Origin of the sequence: Parvibaculum lavamentivorans DS-1, assembly GCF_000017565.1 — a bacterium.
GTDB lineage: Bacteria > Pseudomonadota > Alphaproteobacteria > Parvibaculales > Parvibaculaceae > Parvibaculum > Parvibaculum lavamentivorans.
Genome location: NC_009719.1, coordinates 880,001 through 903,152, shown reverse-complemented (window position 1 = coordinate 903,152; position 23,152 = coordinate 880,001). Strand labels below are relative to the sequence as shown.

Genomic DNA, 23,152 nt, shown 5'->3' with positions numbered 1-23,152 from the left:
AGCGGCGCGCCCGCCATCATGCCGCTCTGGATTCCGCTGACAATCGCAGCTGCGTTCCTGCAGAACCTGCGCTCGACGTTGCAGAAGCAACTGACGGGTGAGATGTCGGCGCTCGGTGCTACCTATGTGCGCTTCGCCTATGGGTTGCCGGTGGCGGCACTTTACCTGTGGGGGCTTCTCGCCTTTACGGGCGCCGCGATGCCGGAGGCGAATGCGTCTTTTCTGGCTTATGCGACGGTGGGCGGGCTGGCGCAGATATGGGGGACGGTGCTGCTGGTGGCGCTGTTCGCCTATCGCAATTTCGCGGTGGGCACGACCTATTCCAAGACGGAGACGATCCAGACCGCTCTCTTCGGCATCATCGTGCTGGGCGACCATCTGAGCTTCGGGGCCTTTGCCGCCATCCTTATCAGCCTTGCCGGCGTTCTCGCGATTTCGATCGCGCAGTCGAAGCTGACGTTGGGCACATTCTGGCGGTCGCTCGGCGAGAAACCGACGCTGATGGGGATCGGCTCTGGCGCCTGCTACGGCGTGGCGGCGGTATGCTACCGGGCGGCATCGCTATCGCTGGAGCGGCCGGATTTTCTGGTTTCCGCCGCCTATACGCTCGTGATCGTGCTGCTCATACAAACGGCGGTCATGACGGTATGGCTGCGCCTGCGGCATCCGGCGGAGCTTTCCGCGTCGTTCCGGACGTGGAAAGTGAGCTCGCTTGTCGGTGTGACCGGCGCGCTGGCCTCCATGGGTTGGTTCACGGCAATGACGATACAGAACGCGGCTTATGTGCGGGCGCTCGGGCAGATCGAGCTCGTCTTCACTTTCGCTTCGTCGCATTTCCTGTTCCGGGAAAAGACGAACGCGCTGGAGCTTACCGGCATTGCGCTGGTCATTGGCGGCATTCTGCTGCTGATATTCGCCCGCTAGACAGGTCGCCTGTCAGGACATCGTCTCCCGGAGCCCGGCTGATTGCCGGACCCCGGGAGCGATGGCGGAAGACGGTATAGAGTTCGTTGCCGCGGCTTGGGGGGGCAAGGGGTCGCTGGCAACATTTCCGCTTCCACCGCACAGGCGTGTTCGGGGTACACGCCGGCGCGTCGTCCCCGGGAACCGTGCGGACAGGAAGGCAAAGCCGCATCAGTGCCCGTTCGTCTCGCTTCAGCCTGGAACAGCTGACGGACTTGCCCGGCGGGGGGCTGGGGGGCAGTGGCGCCGAACAAGACCCGATAGAGCGAGACTAGTTCAGAGCAGGCTTCTTTGGAAGGAGATTCGTCCGTAGACGCATGATTCTACCCAACTGTCCCGAGGCGGGACAGATTCCTTAAATAATGCGTCCGGGGACAATTTAATGCGGTACATCACCTGCGACGGTGGTCCGGTGCATGACACGCAGATGACCGTCATAGCCGCCATCGGCAAAATGCAGCGTGCAGCGGTTGTCCCACATGGTGAGCATGTTCTCGCGCCATTTGTGGCGGTAGACGAATTCATCTTTCGTCATGTGGGTGTAAAGGAAACCGAGAATGGCGGCGGATTCCTCATGCGTCATGCTTTCGATGCCGACGGTGTAAACGGGACTGACATAGAGCGCCTTACGGCCGGTGACAGGATGCGTACGCACCAGCGGATGCGGACATGTTTTCTCGGCTTCCTTGCTGACGATGATTTTCATTGTCCGCTGCTCTTTTTCCTGCGCGAAGATGCCCTTGGTGCCGTAGGGAAGCGCGGCGCTGTGAACAGCGGTGAGGCCGGAAAGCACTTTCTTCATCTCATCCGAAAGCGCGTCATAAGCGCGGGTGCAATCGGCATAGAGCGTGTCGCCGCCGACGGGGGGCGTTACCTTTGAGTGCAGGATGGTGGCGGCGGGCGGCTCTTCCTGGAAGCTCCAGTCCGAATGCCAGCCGGCGCCGAAATTCCGCGCCTTCTCGTTCGGCTCGCGGCGCAGTTCGAGAATATGCGGGCGGCCTTCCATGGGTGCGATGAAGGGATCGTGGCCAAAGGGGCCGATCTGGAGGGTGAAGGCTTCAAGCTCGTCATGCGTGAGCGGCTGATCGGGGAACCAGACGACGGCGTGGTCTGCCCATGCCCGATGCACTTCCGCCAGCACATCGGGCGGGAGCGGCTTCGACAGATCGAGGCCGGTGATTTCGGCACCAAAGCCGGATGCGTTCGGCTTCACATGGATGCTGCGCGGTTTCGCGGCGGCTTGCGACATGGTTCCCTCCCCTGCTCCTTTCATGGAGCTTTGACGAGAGATTGCCACATCGGCCCGGCGGGTAAAACCTATTGGAGGGGCGCGCCGGCAATGGTGATGCGGTGCATCAGGCGCCGCTCGCCGTGGTAGTCGTTGACCGCGTAGTGCCAGGTGGCGCGGTTGTCCCAGAAGGCGACCGAGCCGTCGCGCCACTGGAAGCGGCAGGTGAATTCGGGCCGCGCCGCATGGGCGAAGAGATAGTCGAGGAGCGGCTTGCTCTCCAGCCAGCTCCAGCCTTCGAAATGGGTGGTGAAGCCGGGGTTGACGTAGAGCGCCTTACGACCGCTCAGGGGATGCGTGACGACGACGGGGTGGACGGCTTCGCTGACGAGATTTTCACCCTTGAAGCCCTTGCCCTGATCGCTGTTCTTGTAGAAGCCGGCGGCGCCGAAGACATGCGCGTTGGAATGGACGGCGCGCAAGCCCTCCAGCGTTTTCTTCAGGCCCGGCGTCAGCGCGTCCCAGGCGGCATACATGCTGGCGAACATGGTGTCGCCGCCCTCGTCCGGGAGTTCGCGCGCGACGAGCACGGAGCCCATGGCGGGTTCGGCGTCGTAGGAATGATCCGTGTGCCAGCCGCCACCGATATTGACGGTCTGCTCCTTCTCCTTCCGCACCTCGGCGATGAGCGGATTTTGAGTCGGCGTGAAGAACCTGTTGACGACGATGTCGCCCCAGCGGCGTGCGAAGGCGATGTGGTCCTCGGGCGTGAGGTTCTGGTCGCGGAAGAAGACGACGCCGTAGTCGACATAGGCCTGCCGCACGGCCTCCATGTCCGAATTGCTCAGCTTCGCCAGATCGGCGCCGAGCACTTCGGCGCCACAGCCGCCCGTCATTTTCCGAACTTCGATCGCACCCATGATTTCCTCCATGTGAAGCACCGGTTTGCCGGTCATGGGATTGAGGCTAAGCCTGCGTGCGGTATAGATTGTTACGGAAGTAACAATTCAGGCATGGATCATGGAAAAGGCCCCGACTTCCCAACGCGTGGCGGCCATGCTCGGACGGAACTACTGGTTCGCGCGGCGGCCGGCCGAACTGCGGCGCAAACTTGTCGCCCATGCGCAGGTTTCGACGGTGGAAGCGGGACACTGGATCTATGACGCAGGCGACGAGGCGCGCGGTCTCTACGGCGTGCTCAGCGGCTCGGTGACGACCTATGTGGCGCTCGACAATGGCGAAAACGTGCCGATCAATATTTCCGGTCCGAGTTCGATCTTCGGCTATGCGGCACAGGTTCTGGGCGGGCACCGGGTGACGACGGCGGTGGCGCATGAACGCTCGGAGATCATCTTCATTCCGCAGCATGCGCTGGCGGCGATTGCCCGCGACCTGCCGTCGCTCTGGCTCCATTTCGCGGAGCTGGCGACCGAGCAGCTCACATGGGCGATGAAGGTGCTCGCGGAGCGGTCGCGCCTGCCGCCGCCTGCGCAGGTTGCATCGCGGCTGCAGGCCTATGCGGCTGTATGGGACAATGAAGATGGCACCGCCACGCTGCCGATACGCCAGGACGAGCTGGCGGAAATGACCGGGCTGTCGCGGAAGACGGTCAATCTCATATTGAAGGATCTCGAGAGGCGGGGGGTTGTCGCGCTTGGCTACCGGGCGATCGAAATTCGCGATGCGGCGGCGCTGAGGCGGCTGGTGGCGGCCGAGAACGCATGAAAAAGCCCGCACCGTTTCCGGCGCGGGCTTTTGTTTCGTGAGTGGCGGATTATTCCGCAGCCTGCGCCACGGACATGCCGGCCATGCGGTTGAGGCGCGTCTTGATGATGGCTTCGGCTTCCGAAACCATGCGCGTCACCAGTTCCTGGCAGGACGGGATGTCGTAGATCAGGCCCTGCACCATGCCGGCCGACCAGATGCCGTGATCGGGGTCGCCCGCTTCATAGACGACGCGTCCACGAGCACCGGCGACGAGATGCGCAATGTCCTCGATCTTGGCGCCGCCCTTCTTTTCGATGGCGACGACTTCCTGGCTGACGGCGTTTTTCGCGACGCGGGCCGTGTTGTGCAGCGTGCGGAAGATGAGATCGGTCGCCCGCTCGTCATTGGCGACGATCTGCTCCTTCACCTTCTGATGGATGGCGCTTTCCTTGGTGCACATGAAGCGTGTGCCCATGTTGACGCCTTCGGCGCCGAGCGCGAGCGCGGCGACGAGGCCGCGCGCATCGCCGAAGCCGCCAGACGCGATCATCGGGATCTTCACCTTGTCGGCGGCGGCCGGAATGAGGATCAGGCCCGGAATGTCATCCTCGCCCGGATGGCCCGCGCATTCGAAGCCGTCGATCGAGATGGCATCGACGCCCATGCGCTCGGCGGAGAGCGCGTGGCGGACGGCGGTGCATTTGTGAATGACCTTGATGCCGTGTTCCTTGAAGTGATTGACGTGTTCCTGCGGCTTGTAGCCCGCGGTTTCCGCGATCTTCACGCCGGACTCGATGATCGCCTGGCGGTATTCGGCATAGGGCGGCGGCTTCAGCGCCGGCAGGATGGTGAGGTTCACGCCGAAAGGCTTGTCGGTGAGGCCTTTGCACTTGGCGATTTCCTTCACGAGGTCTTCAGGCGTCGGCTGGGTGAGCGCGGTGATGAAGCCGAGCGCGCCCGCATTCGCCACGGCGGCGACGAGTTCGGCGCGGCCGACCCATTGCATGCCGCCCTGGACGATGGGGTGATCGACCCCGAACATTTCCGTGAATCTGGTTTTGAGCACTTTCCCTCTCCCTGATTGAAGCGCACCTAACCGGCGCGCTTCCGCAAATTTCGATATGGGGCAGTTTTAGCAGAAGGTTCGAGGCTTTTGCACGCCGGGAATCGGCGGAAATGGCGGCGAAACGCCTTGCCGCAACGTCCTCCAAGCATTCGCAAGTTCTTGAAATGACGGAAAAAGCGGCGCAGTCTGCCGCGACAAGATCAGACATTGGATTGTTCACGCATGAACAACGACGCCAACTGGGACGCCTATCGCATTTTTCTCGCGGTGGTGGATACGCAAAGCCTGTCCGGCGCGGGCCGGCGGCTCAAGCTCAGCCATGCCACGGTGGGCCGCCATATCGCGACGCTGGAGAAGCGGCTCGGCACGAAGCTCTTCGTGCGGGAGCCGACCGGCTATGCGCTGACGGGCGCCGGCGAGCGCTTGCGCGCGGAAGTGGAGCCGATGTCGCTGGCCGCCGAGCGCGCGCTGCACGCAGCATCGAGCGAGGATGGGCAGGCGCAGGGGCTGGTGCGCGTCGCCATTCCGCACAGCATCGCCTCCTACTGGTTCATGCCCTATCTCGACGAATTCGCGGCGCGGCATCCCGGCATCGAGATCGAGATCGTGAACGAGGTGACGCAGGTATCGGTGAAGCGGCGCGACGCCGACATCGTCATCCGGCCTTACGGGCCGGGGCGCGAGAACGTGGTGGGCCGCAAGATCGGCCGCATCGGCGTCGGTTTCTATGCATCGCGCTCCTATGCGGAACGCTTCGGCCTGCCCTCGAAGCGCGAGGAATGGAAAGAGCATCGGATCATCGGCTTCGGCGGACGGGCAGCGGAGGTGGAACTCGCGGACTGGCTCGCCCATGTGACGCAGGGGGCGCGGGTGGCGCTGCGCTGTTTCTCGGACGCCGATCTCGTGCAGGCGGTCAGGGCCGGTGTCGGCATCTCGACACTCGTCTGCCTGACGGGCGACCATTATGACGACCTCATCCGCATTGCGCCGCAGAAGCTCGCCAATGGCACGGAGATGTGGCTGCTCGCGCATCCCGACCTTCGCGACACCGCGCCCGTGCGCGCCGTCATCGATTTCCTCGGCGAGAAGGCGAAGGTGGATCGCGACCGGCTGGCGGGGCGAAACGTCACCTGAACACATCCGAACATTCCGGCATTCAGCGCTGAACAGGCATAACAGCGTGATCCGGTCCATATTGAGCGCAATGAATTTCCGGAGGACACCGACATGGCACTGCCCGACATTCTGAAAAACAGCCTGGAGATACCCGTCATCGGCTCTCCGCTCTTCATCGTTTCCGGCCCGGAGCTGGTGATCGCGCAGTGCAAGGCGGGCATCGTCGGCTCGTTTCCGGCGCTCAATGCGCGGCCGGCGCATGTGCTGGAAGAGTGGATCACGCGGATCAAGGGCGAGCTTGGCGAATATCAGGCGAAACATCCCGAGAAGAAGGTGGCGCCCTTCGCCGTCAACCAGATCTGCCATGCCTCGAACGACCGGCTGGCACATGACATCGACGTCTGCACGAAGCTCGAAGTGCCGATCATCATCACATCGCTCCGACCGCCGGCCGAGGTGATCGACGCGGCGCATAGCTATGGCGGCAAGGTCTTCCACGACGTCATCAATGTGAAGCATGCGAAGAAGGCGGCGGAACAGGGCGTGGACGGTCTCATCCTCGTTTGTGCCGGCGCGGGCGGACATGCGGGCACGCTGTCGCCCTTCGCGCTGGTGCGCGAGGTGAAGCAGTGGTTCAAGGGAACCGTGATCCTCTCCGGCGCGCTCAGCGACGGCTGGGGCATCGCGGGCGCGCTCGCGATGGGCGCCGACCTTGCCTATATGGGCACGCGCTTCGTCGCCACGGCGGAAGCGAACGCCGAACAGGCGTACAAGGATCATCTCATCCAGTATGCGGCGGACGACATCGTCTACACGAACCTCTTTACCGGCGTGCATGGCAATTACCTCGCGCCCTCCGTTGCCGCGGCGGGTCTCGACCCGAACAACCTGCCGGAAGCCGACAAGTCGAAGATGAATTTCGGCTCGGGCGGCAACATGAAGCAGAAGGCATGGAAGGACATCTGGGGCTCCGGCCAGGGCATCGGCCAGATCACCGACGCGCCGCCCGTCGCCGAACTCATCGACCGGCTGAAGCGCGAATATGTGCAGGCCTGCCGCGAATTCGCTGAGCGGATGCCGGCAGAAGCACTGACGGCTTCAAGGGCGGCGGCGGAATAAGGCTCCGGCTTTCTGGCACAGAACGGCGGCGGAATTTCTTCCGCCGCCGTTTTCTTATTCAAACCAAGTATTGCCCGGCCGTCTCGTGCAGGAAGCTCATGACGTAGAGCGCGAGGGTGGTGAGGACGAAGGCGTTGAACATGCGTTCGATGCGGTTCGTGCGGGTCATCGGATCGTTCCTTCTGTGAGGGAGAGGCTTGCGGGACGGGAGGAGGTGTCCGCCATGTCGATACAGCCGAGGCCGGCAAGCGTCGTGCGGACGGCGATGTCGAGGGGCGTGTGGGGCTCGTGGCCGAGGAAGGCGACGAGTTTCGCATTGTCGAGCTTCACGGGTTTTTTCCAGAGGTAGCGCATCTCGCGCATCTCGCGGAACGTCTCGACGAAGGGCGAGAGAACCGTGAGCGCGAACCAGGGGAGGCGCTTCACGGGGAGGTCCGGCTTGCGGGCAGCGAAGCGGACGGCGTCCGCCATCTCGATGCCTTGCTCAAGCCAATGGCCGCCGAAGTGGAAGACCTCGAAGGGCTTCAGCTCATCCGCGCGCAACAGCAGCCGCGCGACCGTCTCCGCCATGTCCGGCAGATAGGCCCAGTTGTGGCCGACCTTGTGCGGCCCCGGATAGCTGACGGAGCGGAGCGGCTTGCCGGGCGTCACGAGGCCCTGCGCGAACCAGTTGTTGCCGGGATTGCAGCCGCCGAAGAAATCGCCTCCGCGCAGGACCAGCACGGGCACGCCCTCTTCCGAGGCGGCGCGGAGGCGGCGTTCCATCTCGACGCGGAGGGCGCCTTTGCGCGTCTTCGGATTTTGCGGCGAGGTTTCGGCGAGAAGCGGAAAGGCATCCGGCCCGAAATTATAGACGGTGCCGGGGAAGACGATGCGCGCGCCCGCTTCCCTGGCGGCGGCGATCGTGTTGCCGATCATGGGGAGGACGGTGCTGCCCCAGTTGCGGTAGCCGGGCGGGTTCACGGCATGGACGATCACATCGACATTCACGGGGGCGGCGCGGACGTCTCCGGCGCTCATGGCATCGCCCTTCACCCAGTCGATGAAGGGCATGTCGGACAGGGCGCGGGCGGCGGCCTTCGGATTGCGGTGAAGAGCACGGATCTGCCAGCCGTGGCGGTGGAGCGCCAGCGCCGTTTCGCCGCCGAAGCCGCCTGTCGCGCCGAGGATGAGGGCCGTAGAGGTCATTGTCTTTCTCCGGGGTCACCGTTTCGTTGACTGGAGAATGAAATATTCACGTATGAATATGAATTGCCTAAATTCTGCTATCTGATATACATTTTTGTATGAACAACGAACAACCCGGCTGGGAGCTTTACCGGTCCTTCCTTGCGGTCGTGCGGGAGGGGAGCCTTTCGGGGGCTGCGCGGCAGCTTGGCCTGACGCAGCCGACCGTGGGGCGGCATGTGGATGCGCTGGAAGAAGCGCTCGGCGTCGGCCTCTTCACCCGCTCCCAGGGCGGGCTCGCACCGACGGAAGCGGCCCTGTCGCTGGTGCCCCATGCGGAGGCCATGTCGATGGCGGCGGAGGCGCTGCGGCGGGCGGCGTCCGGCGAGGCGGAGGAAGACCGGGGGACGGTCCGCATCACCGCAAGCGAGATGATCGGCACGGAGGTGCTGCCCTCGATCCTCGCCGCCTTTTGCGAGAAACATCCGCGCATCGCCATCGAGCTCGTGCTGTCGAACAGGACGGACGACCTCATCCGGCGCGACGCCGACATTGCCATTCGCATGGTCCGGCCGACGCAAACCTCCCTTGTCGCGAAAAAATGCGGCACGATCGGGCTCGGACTCCACGCCCACAAGAACCTGATCCAGCGCTTCGGCATGCCCCAATCTGTCGAGGATCTTACGCAATATCCAATCATCGGCTTCGACCGGGAATCCTCGATCCGGCGGCTGAAGGACCTCGGCGGCTTTCCGCTCAGCCGCGAGCTGTTTGCCTTCCGCTGCGACAGCGATGTGGGGCAATTTGCGGCGCTCAGGGCCGGGGTCGGCTTCGGCATGTGCCAGTATCCGCTCGCGCTTCGCTATCCCGATCTCGTATCGGTGCTGCCGGGGGCGATCGATTTCGAGCTAGATGTCTGGATCGCCATGCATGAGGATTTGAAGACGAGCCGGCGGATGCGGCTGATGTTCGACCATCTGGCCGAGGAAATGAGCGCCTATGTCCGGCATGGTGCGCGGGAAGCCGCGGAAAAAGCGGCCGCCAAGTAGGCTATCGCCCGCCGCGCCCCACCCTGCTATATCAATCGCGAAGCAGCCTTCCCTTGCGTCCCGAGGACTTTCCCATGAGCAAAGCCGCCGAAGCCAGCCCCGCGAAATCCGGCGAGAAGCCCAATCCGCCGCTCGCCTCCTTCAACTGGCAGGACCCGTTGCTGCTGGACGAACAGCTCACCGAGGAAGAGCGCATGGTGCGCGACAGCGCGCGCGCCTATTGCGAGGAGAAGCTTTTCACGCGGGTGAAGGAAGCGAACCGGCACGAGATTTTCCATCGCGAAATCATGAACGAGATGGGCGCGCAGGGCATGCTCGGGCTGACGCTGCCGGAGAAATACGGTTGCGCCGGGCTCTCCTATGTCTGCTACGGTCTCGCCGCGCGCGAGGTGGAACGCGTCGACAGCGGCTATCGCTCGGCGATGAGCGTGCAATCCTCGCTCGTCATGCATCCGATCTATGCCTATGGCACCGAGGCGCAGCGCGAAAAATATCTGCCGAAGCTCGCGACCGGCGAATGGGTCGGCTGTTTCGGCCTGACCGAGCCCGACCACGGCTCCGATCCGGGCTCCATGCGGACGCGGGCGGCGAAGGTCGATGGCGGCTATGTGCTGAACGGCGCGAAGATGTGGATCACCAATGCGCCGATTTCGGACCTCGCCGTCGTCTGGGCGAAGACGGAAGACGATGTCATCCGCGGCTTTGTGGTCGAGCGCGGTTTCAAGGGTTTCGAGACGCCGAAGATCGAGGGCAAGTTCAGCTTGCGTGCGTCGATTACCGGCGAGATTTCATTGCAGGATGTTTTCGTGCCGGATGAGAACCTGCTGCCGAATGTGCGCGGGCTTGCCGGTCCCTTCGGCTGCCTCAACCGGGCGCGCTACGGCATCGCCTGGGGCGCGATGGGCGCAGCGGAATTCTGCTGGCATGCGGCCAGGCAATATACGCTCGACCGCAAGCAGTTCGGCCGGCCGCTCGCCGCGAACCAGCTTATCCAGAAGAAGCTCGCCGACATGCAGACGGAAATCACGCTCGGGCTGCAGGGTTGCCTGCAACTCGGCCGGATGTTCGACGCCGGGACGGCAGCGCCCGCCTCCATCTCGCTGATGAAGCGCAACAATTGCGGCAAGGCGCTCGACATTGCCCGCGTCGCCCGCGACATGCATGGCGGCAATGGCGTTTCGGACGAGTATCACGTCATCCGCCACGTCATGAACCTTGAAGCGGTGAACACCTATGAGGGTACGCATGACGTTCATGCGCTGATCCTCGGCCGCGAGCAGACAGGCATTCAGGCGTTTTTCTGAGCCGCCTTCAAGGTCAATACCGCGTACCAGGCATAGCCACGATACAAGGGGCGGAACGCGAGTTCCGCCCCGAGCTTTTCGGCAAGGGCGTGCAGCACAGGCCGAAGCTCGGCGCGCGGCCTCACATGAAAGCGGGCGAGCCAAGCCCATAGGAGCGCGCGGAACCAGCGCGGCAGACGTTCCTGCTGGCCGAAATCCACAATGTGGAGGCTGCCGCCCGGTGCGAGATTGCAGATCGCCTGAGCAAGCGTCGCCTGCCAATCCGGGATCATCGACAGCGTATAGGACAAATAGATGCGGTCGAAGCGGCTGATGCCAAAGGCCGCATAGGGGTTGAAGCGCGTCGCGTCTCCCCAGGCGAGGTGAATGGCGGTGGCGTTCGCCCGCGTAGCGGCGCTGCGGGCGCTGGCGAGCATCTCATCCGAAATATCCATGCCGTAAAGTTCGGCCTGTGGGTGCAGCTTCGCCGTCCGCACAAGATTGCGCCCCGTGCCGCAGCCGACTTCGAGCACGGTGCCGCCGGCCGCCGGCGCGAGTTCGGCGATCAGCCGGTCGCGACCGAGAAGGTAGTAGCGGCGTGTCAGGTCGTAAAAGTGGCGCTGGCGCCGGTAGACACGGTCCATGAGCCGGCTGTGATCCTGTTCGCCATGTCCAGCGACACTCACGGGTTCAATCCTTCAACACGTAAAGGTGAAAGCCGCCATAGATCGAGGAGCGGTCTTGCGCGGTGAAGGCGAGCGATTCCTCTTCGCGGTACGCCCAGCGTGCAAGGATCGCATCGTCCACGCGGCCGGGCAGCAGTGTTGGCTCGGCGGCGGTGCGGAAGATGACGCGGGCGCCGGGGCGGGCCGTGCGTGTAATCTGGGACCAGAGGTCGTTGAGCTGTGCGTCCGTCATCCAGTCCTGCGCGTCGAGAAGGACGTAGCGGTCCATGCTCGCTTCGCTTTCTTCCCGCAGATAGTCGGTGAAGGAGGCATTCAGCACGTCGATGCGTCCAGCGCGAGCCTGCAGCACGGAGAAGTTTTCTCGCTTGAGGTAGGGCGGCAAGGGGCCCTTGCCATCCGGCGCATAGGCACGAGCGAAAGCCTGCCAGGCGAAATAATTTTCGCTCAGGGGGAAACCGCAAGTGAGGCGCTCGAGCCGCTCGCGCAGGACGAGGCGCATCTCGCGGCCGCCCGCCAGGGCCTGATACTGGGCGGGCGGAATGCCGAGACCATAAAGTGTCGAAGGCTTGTCCGTCAGCCAGGCGATCGTCTTTCTCTCAAAAAGCGGGGCAAGCTTCTCGTCGAAGAAGCGGCGCTGGGCATCGAGCGTCGGCGCTTCGACAAGTGCGCGGAAGGAGACACCATAGAGCCGCGCCGCGAAATGCGCGGCGCCGATGAAATGACCGAGAAGACCGTGGCGATAAAAGCCCCGCGCGAAGAGCGCGATGCGGCGGCGAAAATGGAAGGGGCGCTTCTCCCAATAGGCGCGTGTCGTGTCATCGAGATTCGGCTTCAGGAAGCGGTCATATGTTTTCAGGTTCTCGCGCGTGTCGGCATTGCCGAAAAAGCGGGAAAACCGGTCATAGCCCGGAAGATGAGCGGCACCGGCGCGCTTCAGCCGCACCAGCGCCACATGGGCCGGATTGAGATCGAGCGCGGTGATGCGGGCGGGTGAAGCGGTCGCATAGGAGAGCGCATTGCAGCCGCCAGACGCGATGGCGACAATCCGCGTGTCGGGCGACATGTCCTGCCCCAAAGCCATGGCGGCGATGTCGACCTCGGGGTCTTCCCAGATTTGCGGATAGACGAGACCGGTGAAAAGCCAGGTGAAGAGACGTTCCGTCAGTCCTTCCTTCGAGGCAGGTTTGTGCCTATGAACGGCGGCGGCGAGACGGCGGTTTATATCGCGCCGGCGGCCGGCGGGAATGACGGCATCGGACGCGGCTTCGGCAGCGGTGTCGGACAAGGGTATGTCTCCATTCGCGGGTTTGAGCGCCGCCCAAGCGGCCTCTCACCTGCTGCTACAGGCTTTGTGTGAACCTCGTGTGACCCGGGCCGACAAGCCTGCTTCCGAATCGGATGGAGAGGCGTATAGTCGTCGGCAAGATCGCTAAAACCCCAGGAAACACCGTCTCCCTGCCCGCCCCGGCGGCTTGCCCGGGATATGAGGCCGGGCGATACCAGCCCAGACCGGCGCGGCCCGTTTCGCGCCCAGCCCCGGATTTTCTCCCGTGGAATCGCGCGCGACCACGTCCCGGCCGGACCGGACAGCCAGCCCGTTGTGGCGGCTGGTGCCGCTTATCCAGCGCCACAAGTGGCGCTTCTGGGGCGGGATGTCGCTTATCAATGCCGGCCGCCTGCTTGAAGCCTTCATGCCGCTCTTCCTGAAGATGGGGATCGACAGGATCGCGGTGGGCGACATGCGCCTGGCGGTGCCGGCCCTCGCCATTCTCGGCCTGATGGTGCTCCGCTACATCGCCTTCAATCTCGGGCGGCGCTATGTGCGCGAGGTCGGCGTCGATGCCGCCTTCGATTTGCGGCAGCGGCTCTACTGGCATCTGGAATTGCAGGGGCCGCGCTTCTTCTCCCGCTATACGACCGGCGACCTGATGGCGCGGGCGATCAACGACATCATGCTCATCCGCCAGCTGATCGGCATGGGGACGAGGCTCCTCTTCGTGCTCGGCTTCTCGGGCATCATCGCCTTTATCTTCATGTTCTATCAGTCGCCCTCGCTGACGCTTCTGCTGCTCCCGGCGCTGCCTGTGTTCGCGGTTATCGGATGGGTGATCGCGAAGAAGATTTTCACGCAGTCGACGCAGGTTCAGGAGGGGTTCTCTTCGCTCTCCGCGCAGGTGCAGGAAAACCTGAACGGTATCCGCACCATCCAGACCCATGCGCAGGAAGCGCGCGAGACCGATCGCTTCGCCGCCAGTTCGGACCATTACGCAAAAAACTACTACAAGCTGATGTCGCTCAATTCCGGCCTCACCTCCGCGATGCTTATGGCCACCGGCTTCACCACGCTGATCGTTGTCGGCTATGGCGGATTGCAGGTTGTGGAGGGCGTCATAACGCTCGGCACCTTCACCGCGTTCATCTTCTATCTCAACATGATGCTAGCGCCGATCAAGGAAGGCGGCGTGATGGTGACGCTGTTTCAGCGCGGCGGATCGGCGGCGGCGCGGATTTTCGAGATTCTGGATCACGAGCCGGAAATTCGCGACGCGCCCGACGCCGCGCCGCTGGACGAAATCGGCGGCGCGATCACGCTCAACCATCTCTCCTATGTGCACCCGGCGGCAAACGGCGAGGGCTGGCCGGCGCTCAACGATGTATCGCTCGAAATCCGCAAGGGGGAGATGATCGCGTTGCTGGGCCGCGTCGGCTCCGGCAAGTCGACGCTGCTCCGGCTCATCGTGCGGCTGCTCGATCCGCCGCCCGGTACGGTCTATCTCGACGGCCGCGACATCCGGATGCTGCCCGTATCGCAGGTGCGGAGCGAGGTGGCCATGGTGCCGCAGGACCCCTTCCTCTTCGCGACGCATATTGCGCAGAACATTTCCTACGACAATCCGGACCGTGCGACGGAGGAAGTGTGGCGCGCGGCGGAAAGCGCCGATCTCGAAGCGACCATCCGCCGCTTTCCTCACCGGCTCGAAACCATGGTGGGGGAGCGCGGCGTGACGCTTTCCGGCGGGCAGAAGCAGCGCGCGAGCCTTGCGCGCGGGCTTGTGCGCGAGACGCCGGTGCTGCTTCTCGATGACTGCTTCTCCTCCGTCGACACGGAAACGGAGGAATTCATCCTCTCACGGCTCAAGACGCTGCGGCAGGGGCGCACCACGCTGATGGTATCGCACCGCGTTTCGACAGCACGGCATGCGGACCGCATCATCGTGCTCGATGAGGGGCGCGTCGCCGAAATCGGCACGCATCATGAGCTAATTGCGAAAGGCGGGCTTTATGCCACGCTTGAGCGCCAGCAGGGCCGCCGCGACGAACTCGTGCAGACGCTGACCGAAACGACGGGAGGCGAGGCATGAGCGACGCGCGGCCGGAAAAGAAAACACGCGACTACACCATCTTCGACGACGAGATGGAGACGCGCGGCTTCGATTTCGGGCTGATCGTCCGGCTCATGCGCTGGATGCGGCCATATCGAAGGCAGGGGCTGATCGCGCTCGTCTTCGTTCTGCTGGCAGCGAGCGCGGCTGTGCTTGCCCCTGTCGTGGTTAGCCGCGTGGTTGTCGACGGCATTCTGCTGCCGACTTCCGACGCCGGTGCGCCGGATTTCGGTCAGAAGGCCCTCAACGCTTTTCTTTCCAGTCTCCTCGACCTTCATCCGATCGTTGCCGCCTGCATTCTCTATGGCGTGTGGACGGTTCTCTGGGCGGCATTCGGACACGGCTTCCGCGTCATGCTGGCGCGCACCGTACTCAATGGATTGCGCGACCTGAGGCGCGACCTCTTCGCGCATCTCGAAACGCGTCCTTCAAGTTTCTATGACCGCGTCGCCGTCGGCCGCGTCATGACGCGCCTTACCAACGACATCGAAACGCTGTTCGAGCTGCTGGCGGGATTTGGCGTGCTGCTTGGTGAATTCGTGCCGTTCTTTGTCGCCGTTTCGATCATGCTGGCACTCAACCCCACGCTGACATTCGAGTTGATGCTGCTGCTGCCGCTCGCCGCGCTTGCTACATGGGCCTTCCGTATCGTCTCGCGGCAGGTCTATCGCGGCATCCGCTCCACCATGTCGCGCCTCAACGAGAACCTGCAGGAAAACCTGTCGGGTATCGAAGTGGTGCAACTATATGGCCGCGAGGAGATCAACTTTCAGCGCTATACCGGCATCAATGAGGAAAACCGCGAACAGGAAAATCTCGCCGTCCGGATCGAAAGCTATTATGGCCCGGCGATGGACAGCATGGCCTTTCTCGCCATGGCGGCCATCATCTGGTTCGGCGGGCAGCATGTGTTCGAAGGCGCGGCGACGCTTGGCAGCGTCATCCTCTTCGCACAATTTGCCGATATGATGTTCCGGCCCATCGTGGCGATGGGTGAACAATGGAACGTCGTCTTTCGCGCCATGGCGAGTTGCGAGCGGATATTCCAGGCTCTCGACTGGGACGAGGCATTGAAGGAGCCGGAAGAGCCGAAGCCGCTGCCGAAAGACCTGAAAGGCCAGGTGACGTTCAACCATCTGACCTTCGGCTACACGCCAGGCACGACGATCCTGAAAGATGTCAGCTTCGACATCAAGCCGGGCGAGCGCATCGCCATCGTAGGACCGACAGGTTCCGGCAAGACGAGCCTCATCCGCCTGCTCTGCCGCTTTTACGATGTGCCGGCAAACTCCATCCTGATCGACGGCATCGACATCATGGATGTGATGCCGTCCGAAATCCGGCAACGGGTCGGCGTCGTGCTGCAGGATTTTCATATTTTCTCCGGCACGGTCTACGACAATATCGCGCTTGGAAACCCTGCGATCACGCGCGAGATGGCCCGCGAGGCGGCGCGGCTCGTGCATGCGGATCCTTTCATCCGCACCTTGCCGCAAGGCTACGACACGATGTTGACGGAGCGCGGGCGCAATCTCAGCCATGGCCAGCGGCAGCTTCTCGCATTTGCGCGCGTGCTGGCGATGAACCCCGAAGTGCTCGTTCTCGACGAAGCAACCGCGAGCATCGATACGGAAACCGAACTCGTCATCCAGGATGCACTTTCCAAAGTCACGCAGGGGCGCACCTCGATCATCATCGCGCATCGACTTCAGACGATTCGTGAAGCAGACCGCATCGTCGTGCTCGCCGGTGGCGAAGTGCGCGAAATCGGCAGCCACGATGAACTGATTGCCATAGGCGGTCTTTACAAAACGCTTTATGAGCTTCAAGTTCAGGACGTGGCCGGCACGAGCAAGAACATCTGATTTTTCGCTTTGCCCCCTTTCTTCCCGCGCACAGCGTTCGCTGCGCTGTGGAAGGCGACATTCAAATAATGGAACTTCGCGGCTTGCCGCGCGTTATTTTCAATGTGCATGCGCGCATGTTTTCCCAACAAGGATTGATAACAGCAGCTTATGTGTGGCTTCAGCGGCGAAATAAGATTCGACGGCGTGCAGGCGGATGCCCGTGCGGTAATGACCATGTGCGACGTCCTCGCACCGAGAGGGCCAGACGGAAGCGGCCTTGCCGCGAGTGGCAATGTGGCAATGGGACACCGCCGGTTGAAGATCATCGATCTCAGCGAACGCGGCAGCCAGCCAATGACGGATCCGGCGCTTGGGCTAACCCTCGTGTTCAATGGCTGCATCTACAATTATCGTGAATTGCGCGAGAAGCTCGAAGCGAAGGGCTACAGCTTTCATTCGGCAAGCGACACGGAAGTCGTGCTGAAGGCATGGCACGCTTGGCGCGCCGATGCGCCCACGCATATGAACGGCATGTTCGCCTTCGCCGTGCACGAACGTGACAGCGGCCGCACCGCGCTGGCGCGCGACAGGCTCGGCATCAAGCCGCTTTATCTCTCCCTCAGCGGCAAACGGCTGCGCTTTGCCTCGACGCTTCCCGCCATATTGGCGGCGGGCGATGTCGACACGTCGATCGATCCGCAAGCACTTCAGGCTTACATGACATGGCACGCCGTCGTGCCGCCACCGCTGACAATGCTGAAAGGCATCCGCAAGCTGCCGCCGGCGACCGTCGCCATATTCGAGGCAGATGGCAGCCGCCGGGATACCGTCTACTGGTCACTCGGCTATGAGCGCTCCCGGGAAGACGCAATGCGCAGTGAAGGCGATTGGGCGGAAATGCTGCACGCATCGCTTATCGCCGCCGTCGACCGGCGAATGATTGCCGACGTACCTGTCGGGGTTCTGCTTTCGGGTGGTGTCGATTCAAGCTTGATTGTCGGCCTTCTTGCCGAGGCCGGTCAGCAATCGCTCAATACATTCTCTATCGGCTTTGAAGCCGCGAATGGAGAGCTCGGCGACGAGTTCAAATATTCCGACATTGTCGCGAAGCACTTCGGTACGGAGCATCACAAGATTTTCGTACCGTCAAGCGAGCTGCTCGATGCGCTCCCCCGCACCATCGGCTCGATGTCGGAGCCCATGGTGTCGTATGACAATGTCGGCTTCTTTCTGCTGTCGCAGGAAGTCGCAAAGCATGTGAAGGTCGTACAGAGCGGCCAGGGCGCCGACGAGGTTTTTGCCGGCTATCACTGGTACCCGAAGCTCGCCAATTCAGACGCGCCGGCAAGCGATTACGCAGCGGCCTTTTTCGACCGCGATTTCGACGAATATCGCCGGACGGTCCAGCCGCAATATCACGACGGACATTTCGTCGAAGAATTCATCGAAGATCAGTTCTCCCGCCTCGGCGCAGAACACGCCGTGGACAAGGCATTGCGCCTCGACACCACCATCATGCTCGCCGACGATCCGGTGAAGCGTGTGGACAACATGACGATGGCTTGGGGACTTGAGGCGCGCGTCCCCTTTCTCGATCATGAACTTGTGGAGCTTGCGGCGCGCATACCCGCTCAGCACAAGCTTGCCGATGGCGGCAAGGGCATTCTGAAGACGGTCGCCCGCAAAGTTATTCCCGCCGACGTGATCGACCGGCCGAAGGGCTACTTTCCGGTTCCCGCGCTCAAATATCTGGATGGGCCCTATCTCGCCATGGTGCGGGATGCGTTGAGCACCGATGCGGCAAAGCAACGGGGGCTCTTCAATCAGGGTTATCTCGAAGAACTGTTCGCCAATCCATCCGAACACATCACACCGCTGCGCGGCTCCAAGCTCTGGCAGATCGGCCTTCTGGAGCTGTGGCTGCAGTCGCATTCGGTCTGATCACATGGCGATGGGCGAGACAAGGAAGACCCCGATGACCAACAGCCGCGATCCGGCTTCGCTCTCCCTGCGGCAGTGGGATGCCGGTGGCACCGGCAGCGAACTGACGCGGGCGAGCGTGGCGCTCGATTGCGGCTGGGGGCGGCTACTCTTCGGGCAAACCTTCAGCGGCCCGCGCGAATTGGCGGAGACATTGCTGGCCGAGAGCGAGGGCAAGCGCGACATCGCCTTTTACGTTCGCGAGCCGCATGTGATGCTGTCGCTGGAGCCGCAAGCTCTTTTCCTCGATCCCTCTCACACCTATCGCCTCGCTCTTGAAGAAGAAGTGGATCGCGATCCACCACTCGGCTTTTCCATTCGGAGCGCTTGGCCGGAGGATCTTCCGGACATCAATCGGGTTTACAGCGGGCGCGGCATGGTGCCGATTGAGAAAGGTTTTCTCGACAAGCTTTCGCCGGACAGTCCGCATCTCGTCCTGGTGGCAGAAGACACCGCCACGCCGGGACATGTTGTCGGCGTGGTCATGGGTGTCGATCATCGTCGCGCATTCGAGGATCCCGAAGCCGGCTCCAGCCTCTGGGCGCTGGCGGTCGACGTTCAGGCCGCGTGGCCCGGCGTCGGCGCGGCACTGACGACGGAACTCGCGGAACTGCTGCGCCGGCAGGGCTGCAGGTTCATGGATTTGTCGGTGATGCACGACAATGGAAGCGCAATCCATCTTTACGAAAAGCTCGGCTTCGAGCGTGTGCCGGTCTTCTGCGTCAAGACGCGCAATGCGATCAACCAATCTCTCTATATCGGCCCGCCGCCAGGGCACGAACTGAACATCTATGCACGGGTCATCATCGACGAAGCGCGGCGTCGCGGTGTGGCTGTGGATGTCGAGGATGAGAAGGCGGGCCTCTTTACCCTTACACTCGGGTCGCGCAGCATTTCCTGCCGCGAGTCGCTCAGCGACCTCACATCCGCCGTCGCCATGAGCCGCTGCGACGACAAGGCGCTGACGCGGCGCCTCTTGCAGCGCACGGGCATCGACGTGCCCGACCAGGTTCTCGCGGGAAGCAGCGAGATCAATCAAGACTTTCTGGAAAAGCACAAGCGCATCGTCGCCAAGCCCGCGCGCGGCGAGCAGGGGCGCGGTGTGTTCGTCGACCTGCGAAGCATGGAAGCCGTCGAGCGTGCTGTGGAAATCGCACGCGAGCAATGCGATCAGGTCATCCTGGAGGAATTCGTCGAGGGCGAGGATTTGCGAATCATCGTTATCGACAGCGCCGTCGTCGCGGCAGCCTTGCGCCGTCCTGCGGAAGTAATCGGAGACGGCCACCACAGCATCTCGACGCTTATCGAGAAGCAGAGCCGCCGTCGGGCCGCCGCAACGGGCGGCGAAGGCTCGATACCGGTCGACGCGGAAACGGAACGCTGCATCGCAGATGCCGGCTACACATGCGACGATATATTGCCCGAGGGCATGCGGCTCGCCGTGCGCAAGACCGCGAACCTTCATACCGGCGGCACCATCCATGATGTCACGCCGCAACTTCATCCGGCGCTTGGCGAGGCGGCGATCCTCGCGGCGCGTACGCTTTCAATGCCTGTCGTCGGGTTCGACTTCATGGTCGAGGCGCCGAACAGACCCTTTTACCGCGTGATCGAAGCGAATGAGCGGCCGGGACTTGCCAATCACGGGCCCGCGCCGACTGTAGAACGCTTCGTCGACTTCCTGTTCCCCGAGACGCGATACGACAAGCCCTGACCGTGACGCAAGCGCGAGGAAGAATGAAGAACCTCAGTATCGATAGCAACTATATGTGCGACGTAATGGAGCGCATGCTGGAAACGCCGAGCCCCTCCGGCATGACCGACATGATCGTCGGGCTCGTCTGCGAAGAGCTGGAGAAATTCGGCATCAACTTCGAGCTTACGAGACGTGGCGCAATCCGCGCGGATCTGGAGGGCGGCCTTCATTCTCCCGACCGCGCCATTATCGGGCATCTCGATACGCTTGGCGCAATGGTCAAGGGCTACCGGGCGAATGGCCGCCTTGAGGTCGTTCCCATCGGTACGTGGTCCGCGCGTTTTGCCGAAGGGGCGCGCTGCACGATTTATGCAGATGGCGGCGCGCGCTATCGCGGCAGCATCCTGCCGCTCAAGGCTTCCGGCCACACGTTCAACGAGGAGATCGACACGCAGCCGGCTTCATGGAGCAACCTGGAGCTGCGTATCGACGCAAGGACGGGGAGCGAAGCCGAGACCCGTGCGCTCGGCATCCATGTCGGCGACACGATCTCGATCGACCCGGAGACGGAGTTCTCCGACACCGGCTTCGTGACCTCGCGGCATCTCGACGACAAGGCGGGTGTGGCTTCCATGCTTGCCGCCGCCAAGGCCGTCACGCAATCGGAGGTGACGCTGCCCATCGACTGTCATCTCCTGTTCACCATCTCCGAGGAAGTGGGCGTCGGCTCATCGCATGTGCTGCATGGCGATGTCGCGGAAATGGTATCTATCGACAACGGCACCGTTGCGCCGGGTCAGTATACAAGCGAGTACGGCGTTACCGTCGCGATGCAGGATTCGTCCGGGCCTTTCGACTGGCATCTGACGAGAAGTCTGCTGGGGCTCTGCGAGCAGCACGACATCGAGCACGCGCGCGATGTGTTTCGCTACTACCGCAGCGATGCGGCGGCGGCGCTTGAAGCAGGGAACGACATTCGCACCGCCCTCCTCTGCTTCGGCCTTGATGCATCGCATGGCTATGAGCGGGTGCATCTCAGTTCGCTGGAAGCGCTCTCCCGCCTGCTCGTGCTCTATATGCAGTCGAAGCCGCTCTTCCGGCGCGACAGGGAAGCGCTTGGCCCCCTCGACGACCTGCCGACCGGCGAGCCGAACTAGCGTCAGGAGCCGAGCGCGAAACCCTCGTAATCGGCGGCGGCCACTTCGGCGAGCTTCTCGCCATAGACGCCGACACCACCCGTATAAGGCATGAAGACGCGCGGCTTGCCTGGAATGTTCGCGCCCATATACCAGGAATTCGCCTGCGGATAGAGCGTCTCGTTTGCCAGTTCGTTGACATGCTCCACCCAGAGATCCTCGGCGTCGGGCCGGGGCTCTATCGACCGGATGTTCCCCGCCGTCAGCTTGCGGATGCAATCGCCGATCCACTCCACATGCTGTTCGATTGAAACGATCATGTTGCTCAACACCGAGGGGCTTCCCGGGCCGGTGATGAAGAAGAGGTTCGGGAAGCCGGCCGATCCGAGGCCGAGATAGGTGCGCGGTCCCGCCGCCCATTTGTCGCGCAGCCTGATGCCGCCCCGGCCCGCTATGTCGATGCTGTTGAGCGCGCCGGTCATGGCGTCGAAGCCGGTCGCGAAGACGATGCAGTCGAGTTCATATTCCTTGCCGCCGCTGACGATCCCCTTCGGCGTGATCCGCTCGATCGGCGCGGCGCGGACATCAACGATGTCGACATGCGGCTCATTGAAGGTTTCCAGATAATGCGTGTCGAGGCAGAGCCGCTTCACGCCCACGGGGTGATCGTCCGGCAGGAGAATGTCGACGATCTTCGGGTCCTTGATGACCTTGCGCATTTCGGCGCGTGCGTAGTCCGCCGCTATGTCGTTTGCCTCATGCGTCGCCATCAGGTCGGCATAGGCGCCGAGAAAGGCGAAGCCGCCTTTGTGCCAGCGGCTGTCGAGTTCGCGGAAGCGGTCTTCCGGCGTCATGTCGGCAGCCAGCGCCTCGTTATATTCGAAGCAGATGATGCCGCCGGCGGTCGTGCGCGCATGGGCACGGTCCTGCAGCAGCGTCTCCTTCGATTTTTCCACCTCTTCCTTCGCCAGCGGGCGGTTACCGGCGGGCAGCGTGAAGTTCGCCGTGCGCTGGAAAACGGTGAGGTGCGATGCCTGTTCGGCGATGAGCGGAATGCTCTGGATGCCCGATGAACCCGTTCCGACGACACCGACGCGCTTGCCCGTGAAGTCGACGCCGTCATGCGGCCAGTCGCCTGTGTGGTACCAGGCACCCTCATATTCGGCGAGCCCTGGAAAGTCGGGCACCCGCGCGGCCGAGAGACAGCCTGTCGCCATGATACAGAAGCGCGCCGAGACGCGGTCGCCGCGATCCGTTTCAGCGGTCCAGAGGCCCGCGCGTTCGTCGTATATCGCAGAGGTCACCCGCGTTTCGAAACGGATGTCCCGGCGCAGGTCCAGCTTGTCGGCGACATAATTCTGGTAGCGCAGAATTTCGGGTTGCGCCGCGTAACGCTCGGTCCATGTCCAGCCGCGCTGGATCTCATCGGAAAAGCCGTATTGGTATTCGAGGCTTTCGACATCGCAGCGCGCGCCCGGATAGCGGTTCCAGTACCAGGTGCCGCCGACGCCGTCACCCGCCTCGAAAACGCGCGCGGTGAGGCCCAGGTCTCGCAGCCGGTGCAGCATGTACATGCCGGCAAACCCCGCGCCGACCACCACCGCGTCGAATTCCTCCCCGCCCGCCTGCGCGGACGCACTCGCTTCACGAGCCATGACGCATCCTCCCGGTTTTTCTTGTTGGGTAATCTTAACCCGGGGCCCGGCGGGCACAAGGAAAGAGGGTG

General features: G+C 62.9%; 18 protein-coding genes. 11 read left to right on the top strand and 7 right to left on the bottom strand.

Annotated elements, in window-relative coordinates; genetic code table 11:
- Positions 1-18 precede the first annotated feature (18 nt).
- On the top strand, positions 19-924 hold the full coding sequence (locus PLAV_RS04225; RefSeq protein ID WP_012109703.1) for a DMT family transporter: 906 nt from the start codon (positions 19-21) through the stop codon (positions 922-924).
- A gap of 418 nt (positions 925-1,342) precedes the next feature.
- On the opposite strand, the gene PLAV_RS04220 is transcribed toward PLAV_RS04225, so the two are convergent.
- A complete protein-coding gene (locus tag PLAV_RS04220) occupies positions 1,343-2,212 on the bottom strand; it encodes a TauD/TfdA dioxygenase family protein (protein WP_012109702.1) in 870 nt (289 codons plus the stop codon).
- A gap of 68 nt (positions 2,213-2,280) precedes the next feature.
- The gene (locus PLAV_RS04215) at positions 2,281-3,111 is read right to left on the bottom strand and encodes a TauD/TfdA dioxygenase family protein (protein ID WP_012109701.1); all 831 of its coding nucleotides are present in this window, start codon (positions 3,109-3,111) and stop codon (positions 2,281-2,283) included.
- 100 nt (positions 3,112-3,211) lie between these two features.
- Between PLAV_RS04215 and PLAV_RS04210 the strand changes: the two genes are divergently transcribed.
- Positions 3,212-3,916 carry a Crp/Fnr family transcriptional regulator gene (locus tag PLAV_RS04210; RefSeq protein ID WP_012109700.1) on the top strand — a complete coding sequence of 235 codons (705 nt, stop codon included), beginning with the start codon at positions 3,212-3,214 and terminating at the stop codon, positions 3,914-3,916.
- Positions 3,917-3,965: 49 nt separating this feature from the next.
- Here the strand turns inward: PLAV_RS04210 and PLAV_RS04205 are convergent, their stop codons facing one another.
- Positions 3,966-4,964 carry an NAD(P)H-dependent flavin oxidoreductase gene (locus PLAV_RS04205; protein WP_012109699.1) on the bottom strand — a complete coding sequence of 333 codons (999 nt, stop codon included), beginning with the start codon at positions 4,962-4,964 and terminating at the stop codon, positions 3,966-3,968.
- Positions 4,965-5,186: 222 nt separating this feature from the next.
- On the opposite strand from PLAV_RS04205, the gene PLAV_RS04200 reads away from it, so the two are divergent.
- A complete protein-coding gene (locus PLAV_RS04200; protein ID WP_012109698.1) occupies positions 5,187-6,098 on the top strand; it encodes a LysR family transcriptional regulator in 912 nt (303 codons plus the stop codon).
- A 93-nt stretch (positions 6,099-6,191) separates the two neighbouring features.
- Positions 6,192-7,199, top strand: a complete 1,008-nt coding sequence (locus PLAV_RS04195) for an NAD(P)H-dependent flavin oxidoreductase (protein ID WP_012109697.1) — start codon at positions 6,192-6,194, stop codon at positions 7,197-7,199.
- Positions 7,200-7,364: 165 nt separating this feature from the next.
- Here the strand turns inward: PLAV_RS04195 and PLAV_RS04190 are convergent, their stop codons facing one another.
- Entirely contained in the window at positions 7,365-8,387 is a 1,023-nt protein-coding gene (locus PLAV_RS04190; RefSeq protein WP_012109696.1) for an NAD-dependent epimerase/dehydratase family protein, read from the bottom strand.
- Between the two features lie 98 nt (positions 8,388-8,485).
- Between PLAV_RS04190 and PLAV_RS04185 the strand changes: the two genes are divergently transcribed.
- Complete coding sequence (locus PLAV_RS04185) at positions 8,486-9,415, top strand: LysR family transcriptional regulator (protein ID WP_012109695.1); 930 nt, start codon at positions 8,486-8,488, stop codon at positions 9,413-9,415.
- A gap of 74 nt (positions 9,416-9,489) precedes the next feature.
- The gene (locus tag PLAV_RS04180) at positions 9,490-10,719 is read left to right on the top strand and encodes an acyl-CoA dehydrogenase (RefSeq protein ID WP_012109694.1); all 1,230 of its coding nucleotides are present in this window, start codon (positions 9,490-9,492) and stop codon (positions 10,717-10,719) included.
- On the opposite strand, the gene PLAV_RS04175 is transcribed toward PLAV_RS04180, so the two are convergent.
- Both PLAV_RS04175 and PLAV_RS04170 read right to left on the bottom strand, forming a co-directional pair.
- Positions 10,704-11,384 (bottom strand): class I SAM-dependent methyltransferase, encoded by a 681-nt coding sequence (locus PLAV_RS04175; protein WP_012109693.1) that lies wholly within the window; start codon positions 11,382-11,384, stop codon positions 10,704-10,706. The genes PLAV_RS04180 and PLAV_RS04175 overlap by 16 nt on opposite strands.
- A 4-nt stretch (positions 11,385-11,388) precedes the next feature.
- Positions 11,389-12,669 (bottom strand): BtaA family protein, encoded by a 1,281-nt coding sequence (locus PLAV_RS04170; protein ID WP_012109692.1) that lies wholly within the window; start codon positions 12,667-12,669, stop codon positions 11,389-11,391.
- A gap of 265 nt (positions 12,670-12,934) precedes the next feature.
- Between PLAV_RS04170 and PLAV_RS04165 the strand changes: the two genes are divergently transcribed.
- The 5 genes from PLAV_RS04165 to PLAV_RS04145 all read left to right on the top strand — a co-directional run bounded on the left by PLAV_RS04165 (position 12,935) and on the right by PLAV_RS04145 (position 21,447).
- Positions 12,935-14,746 carry an ABC transporter ATP-binding protein gene (locus tag PLAV_RS04165; RefSeq protein WP_143710164.1) on the top strand — a complete coding sequence of 604 codons (1,812 nt, stop codon included), beginning with the start codon at positions 12,935-12,937 and terminating at the stop codon, positions 14,744-14,746.
- Entirely contained in the window at positions 14,743-16,632 is a 1,890-nt protein-coding gene (locus PLAV_RS04160; protein ID WP_012109690.1) for an ABC transporter ATP-binding protein, read from the top strand. The genes PLAV_RS04165 and PLAV_RS04160 overlap by 4 nt, the downstream gene beginning before the upstream one ends.
- Positions 16,633-16,782: 150 nt before the next feature.
- Positions 16,783-18,555 carry an N-acetylglutaminylglutamine amidotransferase gene (locus PLAV_RS04155; protein ID WP_012109689.1) on the top strand — a complete coding sequence of 591 codons (1,773 nt, stop codon included), beginning with the start codon at positions 16,783-16,785 and terminating at the stop codon, positions 18,553-18,555.
- A gap of 34 nt (positions 18,556-18,589) precedes the next feature.
- Positions 18,590-20,308: an N-acetylglutaminylglutamine synthetase gene (gene ngg / locus PLAV_RS04150; RefSeq protein WP_012109688.1), complete on the top strand. Its 1,719-nt coding sequence runs from the start codon at positions 18,590-18,592 to the stop codon at positions 20,306-20,308.
- Between the two features lie 23 nt (positions 20,309-20,331).
- Complete coding sequence (locus tag PLAV_RS04145; protein WP_012109687.1) at positions 20,332-21,447, top strand: osmoprotectant NAGGN system M42 family peptidase; 1,116 nt, start codon at positions 20,332-20,334, stop codon at positions 21,445-21,447.
- A gap of 2 nt (positions 21,448-21,449) precedes the next feature.
- Here PLAV_RS04145 and PLAV_RS04140 read toward each other — a convergent pair whose 3' ends face one another.
- Complete coding sequence (locus tag PLAV_RS04140; protein WP_012109686.1) at positions 21,450-23,081, bottom strand: flavin-containing monooxygenase; 1,632 nt, start codon at positions 23,079-23,081, stop codon at positions 21,450-21,452.
- Positions 23,082-23,152: the final 71 nt, after the last annotated feature.

Coding starts and splice junctions, on each gene's coding strand:
- PLAV_RS04225 (WP_012109703.1), top strand. CDS start 19: ATGCCGCTCTGGATTCCGCTGACAATCGCAGCTGCGTTCCTGCAGAAC.
- PLAV_RS04220 (WP_012109702.1), bottom strand. CDS start 2,212: ATGTCGCAAGCCGCCGCGAAACCGCGCAGCATCCATGTGAAGCCGAAC.
- PLAV_RS04215 (WP_012109701.1), bottom strand. CDS start 3,111: ATGGGTGCGATCGAAGTTCGGAAAATGACGGGCGGCTGTGGCGCCGAA.
- PLAV_RS04210 (WP_012109700.1), top strand. CDS start 3,212: ATGGAAAAGGCCCCGACTTCCCAACGCGTGGCGGCCATGCTCGGACGG.
- PLAV_RS04200 (WP_012109698.1), top strand. CDS start 5,187: ATGAACAACGACGCCAACTGGGACGCCTATCGCATTTTTCTCGCGGTG.
- PLAV_RS04195 (WP_012109697.1), top strand. CDS start 6,192: ATGGCACTGCCCGACATTCTGAAAAACAGCCTGGAGATACCCGTCATC.
- PLAV_RS04190 (WP_012109696.1), bottom strand. CDS start 8,387: ATGACCTCTACGGCCCTCATCCTCGGCGCGACAGGCGGCTTCGGCGGC.
- PLAV_RS04185 (WP_012109695.1), top strand. CDS start 8,486: ATGAACAACGAACAACCCGGCTGGGAGCTTTACCGGTCCTTCCTTGCG.
- PLAV_RS04180 (WP_012109694.1), top strand. CDS start 9,490: ATGAGCAAAGCCGCCGAAGCCAGCCCCGCGAAATCCGGCGAGAAGCCC.
- PLAV_RS04160 (WP_012109690.1), top strand. CDS start 14,743: ATGAGCGACGCGCGGCCGGAAAAGAAAACACGCGACTACACCATCTTC.
- PLAV_RS04155 (WP_012109689.1), top strand. CDS start 16,783: ATGTGTGGCTTCAGCGGCGAAATAAGATTCGACGGCGTGCAGGCGGAT.
- ngg (WP_012109688.1), top strand. CDS start 18,590: ATGACCAACAGCCGCGATCCGGCTTCGCTCTCCCTGCGGCAGTGGGAT.
- PLAV_RS04145 (WP_012109687.1), top strand. CDS start 20,332: ATGAAGAACCTCAGTATCGATAGCAACTATATGTGCGACGTAATGGAG.
- PLAV_RS04140 (WP_012109686.1), bottom strand. CDS start 23,081: ATGGCTCGTGAAGCGAGTGCGTCCGCGCAGGCGGGCGGGGAGGAATTC.